The 13,775-nt window shown below is 58.7% G+C and carries 18 protein-coding genes; 7 read left to right on the top strand and 11 right to left on the bottom strand.

Annotation, left to right across the window (positions count from 1 at the left end; genetic code table 11):
- Positions 1 to 315: 315 nt before the first annotated feature.
- The 9 genes from MN186_RS11685 to ffh all read right to left on the bottom strand — a co-directional run bounded on the left by MN186_RS11685 (position 316) and on the right by ffh (position 6,090).
- The gene (locus tag MN186_RS11685) at positions 316 to 483 is read right to left on the bottom strand and encodes a hypothetical protein (RefSeq protein WP_242114546.1); all 168 of its coding nucleotides are present in this window, start codon (positions 481 to 483) and stop codon (positions 316 to 318) included.
- Between the two features lie 334 nt (positions 484 to 817).
- Positions 818 to 1,669: a tRNA (guanosine(37)-N1)-methyltransferase TrmD gene (gene trmD / locus MN186_RS11680; RefSeq protein ID WP_242114545.1), complete on the bottom strand. Its 852-nt coding sequence runs from the start codon at positions 1,667 to 1,669 to the stop codon at positions 818 to 820.
- Positions 1,670 to 1,706: 37 nt separating this feature from the next.
- A complete protein-coding gene (locus MN186_RS11675) occupies positions 1,707 to 2,513 on the bottom strand; it encodes a hypothetical protein (protein ID WP_242114544.1) in 807 nt (268 codons plus the stop codon).
- Positions 2,510 to 3,022: a ribosome maturation factor RimM gene (rimM, locus tag MN186_RS11670; RefSeq protein WP_242114543.1), complete on the bottom strand. Its 513-nt coding sequence runs from the start codon at positions 3,020 to 3,022 to the stop codon at positions 2,510 to 2,512. The genes MN186_RS11675 and rimM overlap by 4 nt, the downstream gene beginning before the upstream one ends.
- Positions 3,019 to 3,168, bottom strand: a complete 150-nt coding sequence (locus tag MN186_RS11665; protein ID WP_242114542.1) for a hypothetical protein — start codon at positions 3,166 to 3,168, stop codon at positions 3,019 to 3,021. The genes rimM and MN186_RS11665 overlap by 4 nt, the downstream gene beginning before the upstream one ends.
- 140 nt (positions 3,169 to 3,308) lie before the next feature.
- On the bottom strand, positions 3,309 to 3,683 hold the full coding sequence (rpsP, locus tag MN186_RS11660) for a 30S ribosomal protein S16 (RefSeq protein ID WP_242114541.1): 375 nt from the start codon (positions 3,681 to 3,683) through the stop codon (positions 3,309 to 3,311).
- 46 nt (positions 3,684 to 3,729) lie between these two features.
- On the bottom strand, positions 3,730 to 4,026 hold the full coding sequence (locus MN186_RS11655; RefSeq protein ID WP_242114540.1) for a chorismate mutase: 297 nt from the start codon (positions 4,024 to 4,026) through the stop codon (positions 3,730 to 3,732).
- On the bottom strand, positions 4,023 to 4,577 hold the full coding sequence (locus MN186_RS11650) for a GNAT family N-acetyltransferase (RefSeq protein WP_242114539.1): 555 nt from the start codon (positions 4,575 to 4,577) through the stop codon (positions 4,023 to 4,025). Before MN186_RS11650 ends, MN186_RS11655 begins: the two co-directional genes overlap by 4 nt.
- Positions 4,578 to 4,581: 4 nt before the next feature.
- On the bottom strand, positions 4,582 to 6,090 hold the full coding sequence (gene ffh, locus MN186_RS11645; protein WP_242114538.1) for a signal recognition particle protein: 1,509 nt from the start codon (positions 6,088 to 6,090) through the stop codon (positions 4,582 to 4,584).
- A 317-nt stretch (positions 6,091 to 6,407) separates the two neighbouring features.
- On the opposite strand from ffh, the gene MN186_RS11640 reads away from it, so the two are divergent.
- The 5 genes from MN186_RS11640 to MN186_RS11620 all read left to right on the top strand — a co-directional run bounded on the left by MN186_RS11640 (position 6,408) and on the right by MN186_RS11620 (position 8,875).
- Positions 6,408 to 6,815 (top strand): universal stress protein, encoded by a 408-nt coding sequence (locus tag MN186_RS11640; RefSeq protein WP_242114537.1) that lies wholly within the window; start codon positions 6,408 to 6,410, stop codon positions 6,813 to 6,815.
- Positions 6,816 to 6,908: 93 nt separating this feature from the next.
- Positions 6,909 to 7,280, top strand: coding sequence for a TFIIB-type zinc ribbon-containing protein (locus MN186_RS11635; RefSeq protein ID WP_242114536.1), 372 nt, complete (start codon positions 6,909 to 6,911; stop codon positions 7,278 to 7,280).
- 97 nt (positions 7,281 to 7,377) lie between these two features.
- The gene (locus tag MN186_RS11630) at positions 7,378 to 7,698 is read left to right on the top strand and encodes an antibiotic biosynthesis monooxygenase family protein (RefSeq protein ID WP_242114535.1); all 321 of its coding nucleotides are present in this window, start codon (positions 7,378 to 7,380) and stop codon (positions 7,696 to 7,698) included.
- A 22-nt stretch (positions 7,699 to 7,720) separates the two neighbouring features.
- On the top strand, positions 7,721 to 8,308 hold the full coding sequence (locus tag MN186_RS11625) for a rhodanese-like domain-containing protein (RefSeq protein ID WP_242114534.1): 588 nt from the start codon (positions 7,721 to 7,723) through the stop codon (positions 8,306 to 8,308).
- A gap of 126 nt (positions 8,309 to 8,434) precedes the next feature.
- Positions 8,435 to 8,875, top strand: coding sequence for a hypothetical protein (locus MN186_RS11620; protein ID WP_242114533.1), 441 nt, complete (start codon positions 8,435 to 8,437; stop codon positions 8,873 to 8,875).
- Here MN186_RS11620 and MN186_RS11615 read toward each other — a convergent pair.
- Together MN186_RS11615 and MN186_RS11610 are read right to left on the bottom strand one after the other, a co-directional pair.
- Complete coding sequence (locus MN186_RS11615) at positions 8,853 to 9,347, bottom strand: YdcF family protein (protein WP_242114532.1); 495 nt, start codon at positions 9,345 to 9,347, stop codon at positions 8,853 to 8,855. The two genes, MN186_RS11620 and MN186_RS11615, sit on opposite strands and share 23 nt — an antisense overlap.
- Positions 9,344 to 9,688, bottom strand: a complete 345-nt coding sequence (locus tag MN186_RS11610) for a hypothetical protein (RefSeq protein ID WP_242114531.1) — start codon at positions 9,686 to 9,688, stop codon at positions 9,344 to 9,346. Before MN186_RS11610 ends, MN186_RS11615 begins: the two co-directional genes overlap by 4 nt.
- 216 nt (positions 9,689 to 9,904) lie before the next feature.
- Here MN186_RS11610 and MN186_RS11605 point away from each other — a divergent pair, with 216 nt between their 5' ends.
- Together MN186_RS11605 and MN186_RS11600 are read left to right on the top strand one after the other, a co-directional pair.
- Positions 9,905 to 11,701, top strand: a complete 1,797-nt coding sequence (locus MN186_RS11605; RefSeq protein WP_242114530.1) for an ABC transporter transmembrane domain-containing protein — start codon at positions 9,905 to 9,907, stop codon at positions 11,699 to 11,701.
- A 155-nt stretch (positions 11,702 to 11,856) separates the two neighbouring features.
- Positions 11,857 to 13,749, top strand: a complete 1,893-nt coding sequence (locus MN186_RS11600; RefSeq protein WP_242114529.1) for an acyl-CoA synthetase — start codon at positions 11,857 to 11,859, stop codon at positions 13,747 to 13,749.
- Positions 13,750 to 13,775 lie beyond the last annotated feature (26 nt).

Here is a 13,775-nt window from a genome sequence, read left to right as displayed (position 1 = left end):
CAAAGTTTGGTGCCGTCCAAGAGCTCCTTGCCTTCACCGGGTCCGCATCGCGCCCGCAGGAGATCGTCCGTCGTTTCTTTAGTCAGCTCTTCCAGCGGGATGTCGGGTGCAGAAGAACACACCTGCCCAAAAGAAAAACGCCCGCGCGACTCGAATGAGTGGCAGACGAGCGGTGTATAGGCCCAATGCCGCCGCCGATCAAGGGTCATATGACAGCCAAAACGGGCCAAAAATGACGGGCCAAAAAATGAAAAAGGGGCCGCGCGGAGAATTATCGCACAGCCCCATTGTTTCGGCGTTCGTGAGTGGTGTTGCTCAGGTAAGAAGCAGAGGTGCCGAAAGTTCGCGTCGGGCTGAACGGAACACCGGAAGGCACCGTTTCAGGTTAAACGTGGGGCGTGGTGTCGGGGTGGTGGATTTGCTGGCCGCGATCGCAGTCAGAGCTTTGATGCGGTTTTCCCGCGCTGTCATCAGAAGTGTCATTTTGTTCACCTTTCTTGCCATTGGGCAGTCACGTAGAGGGTCAGGGGGGAAATTGGGTTTCGCAAAAAGGAACAAATCAAAGTCTGAGCGCAGGTATCCAGTCTTACATTTCAAATCTTTCGGTTAACGTGGATCAACAATGGCACGTCACAGAAATAACACATATTCGCCTTTCCGGGCTCCCCAGAACTGGCGAATACGGAAGGGTGCAAAATGTGATTTTTTGGATTTTTTAGAAACAGTTAAGACGCTGTTGGAGGATTGTTGATCACATTGAGGGCAGTGCCACAATTTTGCCTTTATCCAACATCAGGACAATCTTGAGCGAAACTCGCTAATCGCCATCCTCGTCCTTCGCCTTTTGCGCCGCGTCCAACAGATCGGGCCGGCGGTCTCGTGTGATCTGTTCGCTCATCTCGCGCCGCCACTTGGCCACCTTGCCGTGATGACCCGATGTTAGCACCTCGGGGATGGTTCGCCCGCGCCAAGTGGCAGGGCGGGTGTATTGGGGATGTTCCAGAAGCCCTGCCGAAAAGCTTTCTTCCTCGGTCGAGGCTTCGTTACCCAGAACGCCGGGCAGCAAGCGCACGGTCGCGTCCAGCATGGCTTGGGCGGCTATCTCGCCGCCCGTCAGGACGAAATCTCCAAGGCTGATTTCCTCGATCTGGTATTCTTCCAGAACCCGTTCATCGACCCCTTCGAACCGACCGCACAGAATGGTCATGCCTTCGCAGGTTGCAAGACGGTGCGCCAAGGCTTGCGTCAAGGGTCTGCCACGGGGTGACATATAAACGATAGGCCATTTGGCGCGGTCCGTTGGTGCGCCGGATTGCGCAGCGTCGATCGCGCGTGACACAACATCAGCGCGCAATACCATCCCCGCGCCGCCCCCAGCGGGTGTGTCATCAACGTTGCGATGTTTGCCTTCACCAAAGGGGCGCAGGTCGATTGCCTCAAGCGTCCAAAGACCGTCTTTCAACGCCCGCCCAGTCAGGCTTTCGCCCAAAACACCGGGAAAAGCACCAGGAAACAACGTAATAATGCGCGCCGTCCATACTCCGGCAAAGTGCGGCGTGTCCGTCATCAACTCGCGCGGTTTAAGGGATGGCGACACCGCAAACTTACCGTGCGACTTCATCGCGCGCGCGGGTTTGTCGGCAGGGGCTTGATCAGATTTATCGCTCATGCTCTGTCCCTTACCCGGTTTCGGCGAGGCTGAAAAGTCAGGGGCACGGGTCGCCCCCGGCAAGCAACCGTTCCTTGCGGGCCTTGCGGTCGGGTTTGGACATGGGCTGGCGGTTCAACTCAAGAAATGCGGCGCGCAATGCTGCCGATGGTCCCCGGTTCACATGCGGCGCACTAACAAGGCCATGTCGGGCCTGTTGCGGGACAAGTGCCAAATCGAGGATTGCATCGGCGGTACCATGCGGCGCGTTGGCATAGTCCTCAAGTGCCGCGACGGTGACGGGAATGGGTGCCAAGGTGCGAACCATCCGCTGCGCTTCTTCCCGTGGGCCGGTTTGTGCGGGGAAACGGGCTGTGAAGGTGTCCAGATCATCCGTCAGCCGGATCGATCGCAAAAGATGCCCATGCACCGACCTGATCCAATCGGCGCGGTTGCGGGTGGTGTAGACAAAGGTGATCTGCACATCCCTGCCAAAACGGCGGCGCAGTTCAGAGATGATCACACGAGCCAACTTCACGGCCGCGCGGTGATACGAGGTGATCATCCGCCCGCCCAGCATCCTATGACCCGGCATTCCACCGGAAAAACTCTCGCGTGACAGAACGATAACGTCCTTGCCAGGCGTGCCGGACAGAAATTTCCGGAACGCGCGGCGAAACAGATAAAGTCGATGTGGGAAGGGGCGCTGAGCATATCGGCGCGCCGCAGCGCCTGCGTTCAAAAACTGGCGCTGACCGTAATAGTCGAAAAAGGGCGATAGCGCCGTGCGATTTTCGTGCAGAAAATTCTGAAGGCTGGTCGTGCCGGTCTTGTGAAAACCCGCATGAACGATGACGTGCGTCATTCGGGAAAGGCGCCTTCGGGTGGGTCGACGATCAGGCGGCCCGCGGCCAGATCAACGGTCGGAACGGCCTCAATCGTGAAGGGCAGAAGGGCACCGTTTTTCAAACCAGGGCCATGCACTTCCAGCACGTCCCCCGCGCCGTGGTTGTGCACAGCCGAGACACGTCCCAGCGCCCGCCCGCCAGTGTCCAGAACGTCAAGGCCGATCAGGTCGGCGTGATAAAATTCGTCATCGGGCAGGCTGGGCAGGGCGTCGCGATCAGCAAAAAGGCGCATGCCGCGCAATGCGTCGCCGTCTTCTTTGGTTGCCACGCCGTCAATGGTGGCTGCAAAGCCGTTCTTGATCGCACGATCCAGGGTCAGGGCAAACTGGCGCGTGCCAGCTTCGTCCCAAAGCGGGCCATAATCGCCAATCGCCGCGGGTTCTGCGCAGAAGCTTTTGATACGCAGCTCGCCTTGAACGCCGTAGGACCCGGCGATTGCGCCCACGCAAATTCGATCATCGCTCATTTTGCACCTGTACAAATGCCCCGGTCCACCGCGCCGCCGCGATCAAGGCAGCGGTCGGTCATCGCGTTTCGTTCAAATAGCAACCCGGCTAGAAAACCGGCGCCGATGATCAGGATCAACCGAAAGGGACGAAAAAGCAAACCCATGGGACGTTCTTCTTTCACCTGTATGTAGATCGGTGACTGGCTGAAAAGACAAGACGAGGCACCCGTGCGGGAGCGCCTCGTCCAAGGGGTATGTGCCTGCCTTTGTGGCGGGACGCATTAGACCAATCGCACCACAGGGCTTATTCTTCGGCGGGTGCCTCGGCAGCTTCCTTGGCTGCGGCAGCTTTTTCAGCTTTCTCTTCCGCGCGTTCTTGGGCTTTCTTGCCCGGCTGACCTTTTTTCAGGTTCGCACGCTCTTTTTTCTCAAGAACGCCGGCGGCTTCCAAGAAACGAGACACGCGGTCCGAGGGTTGCGCGCCTTGGTCCAGCCAGTATTGCACACGCTCCATATCCAGCTTTACGCGATCTTCCGAATCTTTCGGCAGCTGCGGGTTATAGGTGCCCAGCTTTTCCAGAAAGCGACCATCGCGCGGCATACGCGAGTCTGTGGCGACCACGCGATAGAAGGGACGTTTTTTCGAGCCGCCACGGGCAAGACGAAGTTTCATAGCCATGAGAGTTTTCCTTTTTGCTAGCTATTTGAGCGGGGCATGGCCCCAATCATTCCTGGTGTTTCTTGTGATGCCTGATGACCTCGTCGATGACGAAGTTCAGGAATTTCTTGGCGAATTCGGGGTCCAGATCAGCGCGGCGCGCCAGGTCTTCCAGACGTTCGATCTGTTTGGCTTCGCGGGCGGGGTCCGACGGTGGCAGGTCGTGTTCGGCTTTCAATTTACCCACGGCTTGCGTGTGCTTGAAACGTTCACCCAGCGTATAGACGAGGATCGCATCCAGCCGGTCGATTGACTGGCGATGATCTTTCAACAGTTCATCGGTGCAGGTAACTGCGTCTGTCATGCGTATGCCTCCGGGCTGCCATCGCTGTCGGGCGCGGGGTGGCGCCAGACGTGATAGGGTCTGTCATAATCCACGGTCTTGTCATCGGCGAAACGCGCGGCGTTTGGGTCGATCACGCAGCCCATGCGCTCCGCCAGCGCGGCGGAGCGCATGTTGTCCGTGTCGACATACGATACAGCTGTGGGCCAACCAAGTTGGGTGTATGCCCAGTCGCGGGTCGCAAGTGCTGCCTCATAGGCAAAACCTTTGCCTTCGGCATCGGCGGTCCAGACGGACCACGAGATTTCGTGCTCGGGCCAGCCTTTGGGAAACCACGGTCCAGCAGAGCAGAAGGGTTTGCCCGAAGCTTTCTCGATGCCGACAAAAATGCCAAAGCCGCGAAGGGTCCAGTGACCCACCATGTGCGCAAAGGCGCGCCAAGCATCGCGGCGGGCATAGGGGCCACCAATGAACTGCGCACGATCGGACCCGAGGAAGGCGGCGAAGGCCTCCCAGTCGCCCATCTCGGGCTGGCGCAGCTTAAGGCGCGGGGTTTCGATGGTGACAGTCACGGGCTTACTTCTTCTTTCCAAAGCCCGACAGGCCGGGAGGCAATCCGCCGCCACCCAGACCGGGCAGGCCGCCCTTGGCGCCAAGTTGTTTGGCCGCCGCTTCCAGTGCCTTCGGGTCCATCGACGATGGGTCCATGCCGCCCATGTCGGGCATTCCGCCGCCTTTGCCAAACATGCCCGACATGGCTTGTTTCAGCATCTTGCCTTTGCCCATCTTGCCCATCTTCTTCATCATGTCGCCCATCTGGCGTTGCATTTTCAGAAGCTTGTTCAACTCGGACACTTCCATGCCGGCGCCTTTGGCAATGCGTTTCTTGCGGCTCGCTTGCAGGATTTGCGGGTTGGCGCGTTCGCGCTTGGTCATCGACTGGATCAGGGCAATCTGCTGTTTCAACACCTTGTCATCCATGCCAGCGGATTCGGCCTGTTTGGCCATCTTGTTCATGCCCGGCATCATCCCCATGATCCCTTGCATACCGCCCATCTTGATCATCTGTTCCAGCTGCATCTTCAGGTCGTTCATGTTGAACTGACCCTTTTGGAAGCGCTTCATCATGCGTTCGGCCTGTTCGGCCTCGATGGTTTCCTGCGCTTTTTCGACCAGCGAAACGATGTCGCCCATGCCAAGGATACGGCCCGCGATCCGCTCAGGTTCGAACGTTTCAAGCGCGTCCATCTTTTCGCCAAGGCCGACATATTTGATCGGCTTGCCGGTGACAGCGCGCATCGAAAGTGCAGCACCACCGCGTCCGTCGCCATCCATCCGGGTCAGAACCACGCCCGAAATGCCAACTTTGTCGTCAAATTCCTGTGCAACCTCGACTGCGACCTGACCGGTCAGGCCGTCGACCACCAGCAGTGTTTCGCGCGGGTTCACAACAGCCGAGACCTGCTCCATCTCGCCCATCAGCACTTCGTCGATGTGCAAACGGCCTGCTGTGTCCAGCATATAGACGTCATAGCCGCCCATCGTCGCCTGCTGCTTTGCGCGTTTGGCGATGTCGACGGGTTTCTGGCCGGGCACGATGGGCAGAGTGTCCACGCCGACCTGCGTGCCCAGAACGGCCAGCTGATCCATCGCGGCCGGGCGATAAATATCAAGCGAGGCCATCAGCACGCGCTTGCCGTCTTTTTCTTTCAAACGTTTGGCCAGCTTGGCCGTCGTCGTTGTCTTACCACCACCTTGCAGACCGACCATCAGGATCGGGGCAGGCGGGTTGTCAATCTTCAGCGCACCGGGTTCGCCTTCGCCGGTCAGAACCTCAACCAATGCATCGTGAACCATCTTCACGACCTGCTGGCCGGGGGTCACGGATTTGGTGACAGCCTGACCGGTGGCCTGTTCCTGCACTTTCTTGACGAAATCGCGGGCAACGGGCAGCGAGACGTCAGCCTCAAGCAATGCCACACGCACTTCGCGCAGCGCGGTTTTCACGTCATCCTCGGACAGCGCACCCTGTTTCGTCAGGCGGTCAAAGACACCGGACAGGCGGTCTGACAGGCTCTCGAACATAATTCGGCTCCTTTGCCGTTTCATTTACCCCTAAATAGGGGCGGGGCTGCGCAAATCCAAACCTCAAACCAGTGATGCCCCTGTGGGCGCGACGCGCTGACAGGGGGCGATCCCGGCAAAAGCCATGGGACCGGAAGCTTTGCGACTCCCGGAGTTGGGGCGGAAATAGACCCCTTGCTTGATCCTGTCAAGAAAGACCGGTCCGTTCTGCGGCACCCCGCCTGATCAGATTCGTTTGACCTGCGTCATGGTTCCGGTCAGGATCGTGGTGTAAGCAGAAAACAATACCGAAATCACATGGATAAAGGAGCATCGAGATGTATCACAATGTCCTCGTGCCGATTGCGCTGGATCACGAGCGCGACACAAAGGAAGCGTTGAGCATCGCCCGAGCGATTGCCGAAGACGGTGCCAAGATCACAGCCCTTCATGTGATGGAGGAGGTGCCCGCCTATGTTGCGCAGTATCTGCCTGAAGGACAATTGGAAGAAAACGTGCAAGAGCTAGAACAGCGCATGAAGCAGGAATTGGCCGGCGATGACATGATTGCGGTCAATGTTGTGTCGGGCCACGCGGGTCACGCCATTGTGGATTATGCCCGCCAGCATGGGATTGATTGCATCGTTGTTGCCTCGCACCGGCCGGGTTTGACGGATTTCTTCTTGGGATCGACCGCCGCGCGTGTGGTGCGCCATGCGCCCTGTGCCGTGCACGTTTCGCGGTAATCCGCCGATCATACAGATGTTGCCAAAGCGGGTCCTTGTGGCCCGCTTTTTCGTGCCTACATCAAATTAAGGCAAATAAGGAGGATCCAGCCCATGAAATGCCCGATCGACGGAACCGAACTGAAGATGGCCGATCGCCAGGGGGTCGAGATCGACTATTGCCCCAAATGTCGGGGCGTTTGGCTGGATCGTGGCGAGCTGGACAAGATTATCGAGAAAGCGACGCCTGCGGTCGTGTTGCCCGACCCTGACCCGGTCGCCCCACCGCCGCCCATGCCCGACCCCATCGTTGCGCGCGAACCGCGCCCTGATCGCGATACCCGCCGGTCAGACGATCGCTATCGTGACCGCCCGGATCGCGGTCGCTATCGGGACGACGATGACGATGATGATTATCGCCACGGGCGGCGTTACAAGAAGCGTAAGCGCAAGTCGATCCTGTCCGAGATTTTCGACTTCGACTGACCCCGGATTGGTGTGCACTATTTGCGCCTACACCCAAATCCTAGGTTCATCTGTCGTGCGAAAGGTATTAGGCTTCCTCTCATAACAGGAGGAAGCCATGCCAACCATCAGCAAAGCCCCAGATTATCAAACCGTTATCACCACGTTCGAGATGACGCCCGGCACCTGTCAGGACCTGCTGGACGCATTGTCTGACGCCTATAACCAGTTCATCTCAAAGCAGCCGGGCTTTGTCGCGGCTGGCCTGCATGTCAACGACGCACAAACGCGGATCGCGAATTATTCCCAGTGGAAGCGGCGCGAAGATTTCCAGGCCATGTTGCGTACTGATGAAATGCGCGAGCGCAATCGCAAGATCGCAAGTCTTTGCAAAAACTTCGAACCGGTCATGTATGATGTGTTCGAAACATTTGATTGATACCCGGATATAGGAGATGCCCATGAAACCCGTCTTGTCTTTTGTGGCCGCTTTGATGCTGGCTGGCCCGGTCTTCGCCGAAGGGGTGAACATCCGCCCCGATATTGCATCCGTGACCGTCGACACCCACAGTGGGCCGGTCGAGATCTCGCGCAACCCCGATCCGCAGAACGCATTGACGGGGGACTGGGCGCTGACCTCGCGCCCCTGTCCAAGTTTCTGCATTCAGCCGATGACACCTGCCCCTGGTGTCACAACGATCGGAGAGCTGGAGTTGCTTGATATGTTGCAAGACCCCGATGTGATTGTCGTCGACAGTCGCATACCGCAAGACCATGCCGGCGGCACCATTCCTGGTGCAATCTCGATCCCGTATAACGAGGCGCCCGACCGTCTGGACGAGTTGGGGTGCGAGATTGATTTCGATGGGTTCGCGTGTGAAGATGCCAAGCCCGTCGCGCTGTTCTGCAACGGCAACTGGTGCGGTCAATCGCCCACCGCTGCGCGGCGGATGATCGAAGCGGGGTTTCCGGCTGAGAAAATCCACTATTATCGCGGCGGAATGCACGCTTGGCGGATGCTTGGCCTGACCGTCGCGGCAGGTAAGTAAGCGTCATACCAACAGAACGGTTGGCGCGGCCAATGTGTCGCGCCAAAGTCGCACAGGGCGGTCAAAACGGGCGGCCCTTCCCCATGCGCCATTGACCCAACACCTGACGGTCCCCAGTTACTACCAATGATCGAAAGGCATGTGATGTCGCGCAAGACCCAAAAACGACCTGTTCGCACAGCCGCCACGACTTTGATTGCTGGGCTGGTGTTGTCGTCGGTCTTCGCAGTGGGGGCGCAGGCGCAGGATTTGATCGGGTCCTACACGGCCTATATCGGGCAGCCGGATCTGGTGGACCAGACGGGCGCGCGGCTGACCCAGCCGTGGCAAGTTCTGCGTCAGGACCGCGCCAATTTCCATCGCTACGGGATCAGCCAACCGGGGGACGAGTTTGACCCTTTCTTCGGCACGATCAAAAACCGCAAGAACATGGAGCGTATGGCCAAGAACGGCTCGATTGATGCGACAGCAGCCAAGCGGTTGATGGAAGGTCGTGGGTTGGTGTACGTGCGCATTTATGGGCGCGGCAATACTGGCACCGCAATCAACGTGACGGCCGCAAAATAGCGCGCTGCGCACGGCGTGTGGCATAGACTGTCAGCGCCACGGCTTCCCGGATATATCCCCGGATCACCCGCGGGGCAGCGGCGGCGGGCAATCGGGGCGAGACGCTGTTTGTGCTAAGTCCGAACTCTTGCGCCATCCAACGGGCGCGCAGGGTGTGATAGCGGTCCGTGATCAGCGTGATCCTGGGGTCAGGCGGCAAGAGCCGATAAGAGTTTCTGATATTTTCTAAAGTGTTCTGGGACCGGTCCTCGATCAGGATCTGAGATTCTGGCACACCGGCGTCGGTGCAGATGCGAGCGATCAATGCGGCCTCGCTGCATCCGGCGCGGGGCACGCCGCCGGACGCGATGATCAGCTCGACTTGCCCGGCGTGGTATAGATCGGCCGCTTTGGTGGCTCTGCGCCAAAGCGCAGCCGACGCGGTGCCATCGGGGCGCACCGCCGCCCCCAGAACGATGGCGACCCGCGTCATTCAGGATAAGTCTTGCGGCACTGTTTCGCTGCAGCCAGGGCTTTGGGCAGCACCTTGGCAAGCTTGGCCTTCATTTGCGCCAGTTTGGCTTTTTCGTTGTCGATGTCGACGGTTACTGGGGTTTCGATGCGGTGAAACCCAGTGCGGTGACAGGGGAAGGCAAGCCCTTCTTTATTGTGACAAATACGCGTGCGCGTGTAAGGCACCGACTGTCGGTGCAGTGCATAGCCGCGCGCGATGGTCGCTTCTGTTGTTTTGATCTGGGCTTGTAGGCTGCGCACATCCGCTGTGGCCTGAGCAACGCAGCGTTGTTGCGGTGTCGCACAGGCGGCCAATCCCAACACACACGCCAGGCCAATCAAGACACACGTGCGCTTTGCATATGACATCTGGCGGTTCCTTTCAGCCGGTTGCAAACAAGCAAATGATACCTTGATCGGGTGTCATGTGAAAGGCCTGACGCCTGCAAGCCTGCCACCCTGCGACAACCGTTCGCCACAGAGCCGCTTGTGCGCCACGCCGCGCCCGGCTATCTGTCCCCGAAAGGAGCAGGTCATATGGCAAGAGAAGCGAGCGCCTCGAGCGTCGAAATGAACGAACGCGAGAAATCGAAACGCATCGGCGCCTTGGCCGGACTGTGGCCGTTTATGACCCCCTATAAGCTGTGGATACTGGCAGCTTTCGGTGCGCTGTTGTTCACTGCGGGTATCTCCCTGATCCTGCCCATTGCTGTGCGGCGGGTCGTGGATGGGTTCGGCGCCGCAACAAGCCAGCTTCTGGACAAGTACTTCCTTGCCGCGCTTCTGGTTGCTGCGCTTCTCGCGTTGGGCACGGGGCTGCGGTATTATCTTGTCACACGGCTGGGAGAACGGATTGTCGCTGACATCCGCAAGGCCGTCTTTGATCGCGTGGTCGGTATGAGTCCCGCCTTCTACGAGAAAATCATGACGGGCGAGGTGCTAAGCCGCATCACCACCGACACCACGCTGATCCTGTCGGTTATTGGGTCTTCCGTGTCCGTCGCGCTGCGCAACGTGTTCATCTTCCTTGGCGGCATGATCCTGATGCTTTTAACCTCGGCGAAGTTAACGGGGCTGGTCTTGTTGATCGTGCCACTGGTGATCGTACCGATCATCGTGCTGGGGCGGCGTTTGCGTGTATTGGGGCGCGAGAACCAGGAATGGATTGCCAAAAGCTCGGGCAACGCGTCCGAGGCGCTTTTGTCCGTTCAGACAGTCCAGGCCTTTACCCACGAAGACCTGAGCCGCGTGGCGTTTTCCGACCTGACCGAAGAAAGCTTCCTGTCCGCCAAACGGCGTATTCTGACGCGGGCGGTGATGACAGTGATCGTCATTTCGCTGATCTTTTCGGGTGTGGTTGGCGTGCTGTGGATCGGGATGCGCGACGTGACCGAAGGCAACGTGACCATCGGCGCGCTGGTGCAATTCGTGATCTACGCCGTAATGGTCGCCGGTGCCGTCGGCGCCCTGTCGGAAATCTGGAGCGAGCTGCAACGCGCCGCCGGTGCCACCGAACGTCTGGTTGAACTGTTGAACGCCGAAGATATGGTCAAAGACCCGATCAACCCCATCGCGATCACTAAGCGCCCGCAAGGGTCCATCGCGTTTGAGGATGTGACTTTCCATTACCCCGCACGCCCTAATCTGGCCGCGCTGGAAGATGTCAGCCTTCAGGTCGCGCCCGGCGAAACCGTGGCGCTGGTGGGGCCATCGGGTGCGGGCAAGTCGACCATCATCCAACTGATCCAGCGTTTTTATGACCCTGAGTCAGGGGCGGTGAAGCTGGATGGTATCGACCTGCGCGATATGCGGCGCGATGATTTCCGCCAATATGTCGCCTTGGTGCCGCAGGATGCGGTGATCTTTGCGGCCTCGGCCCTTGAAAATATCCGTTTCGGGCGTCCCGATGCCACCGATGCCGAGGTCGAGGCCGCTGCCCGCGCCGCTGCTGCGCACGAATTCCTCGCAAAACTGCCCGAAGGCTATGACACATACGTTGGTGAACGGGGCGTGATGCTGTCAGGCGGGCAAAAGCAGCGTATCGCGATTGCACGCGCGATCCTGCGCGACGCCCCGATCCTGTTGCTGGACGAGGCCACATCAGCACTGGATGCCGAAAGCGAACGTCTGGTGCAGCATGCGGTGGACGAACTCGCGCAGGGCCGCACGACACTGATCGTCGCGCACCGTCTGGCGACCGTGAAAAAGGCCGACAGGATCGTGGTGTTCGACGAAGGCCGCATCGTTGCCCAAGGCACCCATGATGAACTGGTGGCGCAAGACGGGCTATATGCACGTCTAGCGCGGTTGCAGTTCACCGAGGGCATGGCCTGACCGGGCAGCGGGTTGCATGCCTGCACATGCGCGCAGCACTCTCGTTGCGTCAGCTTGGGCAGCCACGTCACGTCACACTTGCAGGGTAGGGGGTTTCCGATCATTCTTGTGTTCAAATGACCACCCGCCGGGACGGGTGAAGGGGAGGATACAGAATGTATGATTTTGGCTCGATGGATGACCGCAACGCGATTGAATCCGAGATGCCGTGGGATGAGCGTGACAAGGCGACCACGCTTTACGAATTACTGGAACGGACGGCGAAAGCGTTTCCACAGCGCCCGGCGGCTTCTTATCAGTTGACCTCGGGTCCGACTGACCACAAAGAGACCGTCACCTGGCAGGAGATGCTGGAACGGACCTGCCAGACCGCCAACCTGTTTCGGTCGCTGGGGATCGGAGAAAAGGACACGGTTGCCTATCTTCTGCCCAACTGCAACGAAGCGCTCTATGTCATGATGGGTGGCTCCATCTCGGGGATCGTGAACCCGATCAACCCGCTTCTGGATGCTGAACAGGTCGCGGGCATTTTGCGTGACACCGGAGCCAAGGTTTTGGTTACGCTGAAGTCCTTTCCCAAGGCCGAGGTGGCACAGCTTGCGGACAAGGCTGTCGCCATGGCGCCTGACGTGCATACGGTGCTTGAGGTAGACCTGAACCGTTACCTGACTCCGCCCAAGAAATGGCTGGTACCGTTGTTGCGTCCGAAAAACCCGGTGACGCACAAGGCGAAAGTGCTGGATTTCGTGGCCGAGATGTCACGCCAGAACACGACACTGGATTTTGCCGACGGCGATAAAGATCGCGTGGCGGCTTACTTCCATACGGGCGGTACGACCGGCACGCCGAAAGTGGCGCAGCACAAATATTCCGGCATGATCTATAACGGCTGGCTGGGATCCAGCCTGCTGTTTGACGAAAACGACGTGATCATCTGCCCTTTGCCGCTGTTTCACGTGTTTGCGGTCCATGTGATCTGGATGTCGGTCCTGTCGGCGGGCAGCCATTTTGTTCATCCGACGCCGGCCGGCTATCGCGGTGACGGGGTGTTTGACAATTTCTGGAAACTGATCGAGCGTTATAAGGTCAGTTTCATGATCTCGGTCCCGACTGCCTTTTCGGCGCTGATGCAACGGCCCGTTGATGCCGATGTTTCGTCGCTTCAGACAGCGTTTTCCGGCTCCGCCCCTCTGCCGATCGAACTTTACAATCGCTTTGTCAACGCGACGGGTGTGACGATTGTCGAAGGCTATGGGCTGACCGAGGCGACGTGCCTTGTTTCCTGCAATCCGCCTTTGGGCGCCAAGAAGGTCGGGTCGGTCGGGGTGCCGTTCCCCTATTCGGATGTGAAAATCCTGACATGTGATGACACAGGCAAAGTGCTGAAAGAACATGACGTGGACGAGGTGGGCGAGATTTGCGTGTATAACCCCGGCGTCGTGCCCGGCGCGACTTATACGGAAGAGGCGAAAAACCAAGGCCTGTTCGCTTATGGCACCCATTTGCGCACTGGTGATCTGGGGCGGCTGGATGAAGACGGCTATTTGTGGATCACGGGCCGCGCCAAGGACCTGATCATCCGCGGTGGCCACAACATCGACCCTGCCGAGATCGAAGAGGTGCTGGCCGGTCACGAAGCCGTCGCAGTCGTTGGTGCAATCGGACAGCCCGACAGCTATGCCGGCGAACTGCCCTGCGCCTATGTTGAATTGGTGGATGGCGCAGCGGTGACAAATGATGAACTTATGGCTTTTGCCAAGAAACACATTCATGAAAAAGCCGCTCTGCCCAAATATATCGAAATCGTGGACGAACTGCCCAAGACCGCTGTTGGAAAAGTCTTCAAGCCTGAACTGCGCAAGTCTGCGATCACTCGCGTGTATAACAAGGCCTTGGCCGATGCGGGACACGCCGCGCAAGTGGTCGAGGTGATCGACGACAAGAAGCGTGGTTTGGTCGCGCGTTTGCGCGCGACAGGTGATGTTGATCGCGAGGCCGTGTCGCACTGTCTGGGCGAATTTACACGTCCGTTCGAGTGGACGGACTAACCTTTGGGTTCCATACTTAGACATCT

This window comes from Aliiroseovarius sediminis (assembly GCF_022678485.1).
Lineage (GTDB): Bacteria > Pseudomonadota > Alphaproteobacteria > Rhodobacterales > Rhodobacteraceae > Aliiroseovarius > Aliiroseovarius sediminis.
The sequence above is the reverse complement of the archived record's forward strand: the minus strand, read 5'-3'. Positions and strand labels throughout refer to the sequence as shown.